General features: G+C 61.6%; 3 protein-coding genes. 1 reads left to right on the top strand and 2 read right to left on the bottom strand.

The window, feature by feature from the left end; genetic code table 11:
- Positions 1–677, top strand: a 677-nt coding sequence (locus tag AC11W3_RS07400) for an AAA-type ATPase lid domain-containing protein (protein ID WP_484092742.1), incomplete at its 5' end; no start/stop codon positions are given.
- On the opposite strand, the gene AC11W3_RS07395 is transcribed toward AC11W3_RS07400, so the two are convergent.
- The gene (locus tag AC11W3_RS07395) at positions 647–961 is read right to left on the bottom strand and encodes a hypothetical protein (RefSeq protein WP_484092741.1); all 315 of its coding nucleotides are present in this window, start codon (positions 959–961) and stop codon (positions 647–649) included. The two genes, AC11W3_RS07400 and AC11W3_RS07395, sit on opposite strands and share 31 nt — an antisense overlap.
- Before the next feature lie 77 nt (positions 962–1,038).
- Positions 1,039–2,331, bottom strand: a 1,293-nt coding sequence (locus tag AC11W3_RS07390) for a cytochrome C (RefSeq protein WP_484092740.1), incomplete at its 5' end; no start/stop codon positions are given.

The raw sequence follows: 2,331 nt of genomic DNA, 5'->3' as shown, positions 1-2,331 counted from the left end.
TCGAGGCCAAACGCTTCCGGCGGCTGGGCGGGGTCGAGGATGTGGACGCCGATGTCCGCATCATATCGGCCACCCACCAGAACCTCCCTGAAATGGTGAGAAACGGGAAGTTCAGGGGCGATCTCTTCTTCCGGCTGAACGTGATGAACATAACGCTCCCGCCGCTTCGGGAACGGAGCGAGGATATCGCGGCGCTGGTGCAGTACTTCATACAGACACTCAACGAGGAGTATGGCAGAAGCGTCGAGTGCGCAGCGGCCGACACCCTCACCCAACTCACCTCATACCACTGGCCCGGCAACGTCCGGGAGCTGCGCAACTGCATCGAGCGCATGATGATGCTGGAGCCGGAGAAGATCCTTTCCCCCAGGCACCTCACCCCGGAGATCAGAAACTGCTGCAGCGCTTGGCAGGAGGAAGGAAGCGAATGCTTGACCGACTTTTCCAGCGAGCACATCCTCCTCCCCCCCTCCGGCATCTCGCTCGAGGAGCTGGAAAAGCTCCTCATCATTCTGGCCCTGAAGAAATCGCATGGAAATCAGAGCAAGGCCGCCAGGTTCCTGAGGACCACGAGGGACAGGCTTCGTTACCGCATGAAGAAGTTCGGCCTCAGCGAAGCCGCGACCGGCGCGGCAGATCCGGAGGATCAGGATGAGCCGATGGCGGCGGGGATGTAATCGCAGGCCGACATCAGGGAACTGAAAGGGATGCCGACCCGGCTCTCTCTGCTCCTCACGCAGTTCGCCCCTTCCCTCGCCCCTTCCCTCGCCCCTTCCCTCGCCCCTTCCCTCGCCCCTTCCCTCGCCCCTTCCCTGCCCCTTCCTCGCCCCTTCTGCAGCTTCCCTTGCAGCTTCCCTTGCAGCTTCCCTTGCAGCTTCCCTTGCAGCTTCCCCTTGCAGCTTCCCCTTGCACCTTCCCCTGCACCTTCCCCTGCCCTCGCAGCGCTCCTCGTCTGCGGCACCTGAGGCTCACAGATGCGAGGCATAAAAAAAGGGCCGCACCTGCCGGCACGGCCCTCTTGAGTTACGCCCGTTTATATTACCAGGCTTCCTTCTCCTTCTGCTTCTTCATTACGTAATCGAAGTAGACCTCCGGGCTCGTCAGCTTGACTGCCTCGCTATCCCCATAACCGAGCGCCTTGAAATTGATCACTCCGTTGGGGGCATGGCACTTCTCGCAGGTGAGGGCGCCGGTCCTGGTCACCAGGTGGCTGCTGGCGAAATAGATGGTCTGCCACCCCGGGACGGCCTCGTACTTCTTGATACCGACCGTCTTGGCGGCTGAAGCGACGCCGGCCAGGGTGTCTCCCGTTGCTATCGGCGGGGCGAAATCCATCGAGAGCAGGGTACCGTCCAGCTTGTTGTAGAAGGCCTTCGCCTGGTAGATCTTGAAGGGGAAGATCTTGCTCTTAGGATCCTTACGGTCACCTTTGGGGCCGATCAGGTGCGGGGTGTTTGTTACCGTCCCGTTGTACCAGGCATAGACCGGAGCGGTCTGGTTCGGCTCCTTGTTCAGCGTCGTCGGCTCGTAGAAGCCGTCCGGCAGTTTCGTCCAGGAGGTGAAATCCTTCGAGAAGGCCCCGCCGGTTCGCGGGATATGGCAGGTCTGGCAGGCAACGCGGGCGATGTGCTTGTCCAGAGAGGGGTCCTTGTGCGGAGTGGCGCCATGGCAATCTGCGCAGGCGACACTGACGCCGTCGCTGGCCCAGTTGTTGGGGTCGTTGCCGGTCGGGATCTTGTGGTCCTTCGCCTTGTGGCAGTCCACGCAAACCATCCCCTTGGCGGCATGCGCGTCGTTTTCCTTGTTGAAGGCAAAGCCCCGCTTGACGTAGACCCCGCCACCCGCAGCCTCGTGGCAGACCATGCAGTTTTTCACCCCCGGCTTGCCGACGGCAAGGGCCGCCTTCACGGTTCTGTCCTGCCCCATGACGACCTTGCCATCCTTGTTCTTGATCGGCTTGCGGAGTCTGAAGTCGTACTGGGAGGAGTGGCAGACAAGGCAGTCGATGGATGCTTCGGCTTCGGGACCGGTGCTGCCGACGCCGTGCAGCGCGTCACCGGGGTCGCCAGGGTGGCAGGTGTTGCACCCGGTCATCTTGGTCTTGCCCGCCGCGTTGGGGGGCGTCTCCTTGAGGTTGTTGACAATGTCGTTGCCGTTGCAGAAGGTGTAGTTACGGTTCTTCATCCCGTATTCCTTACCCGGCTCCACGTTGTCGACGTTGGTGACCTTGGAAGCATGCTTCCAGTGGACCGTGTCGGTGAACTTGGCCCCGGTCCCGGGATGGCATTCCTCGCAGGTTTCCGGGCCCTTGTAACCGCTCTTCTCGATCGA

The sequence above is a fragment of the Geomonas sp. genome, from assembly GCF_056994735.1.
This window is presented reverse-complemented; position numbering and strand designations above follow the sequence as displayed.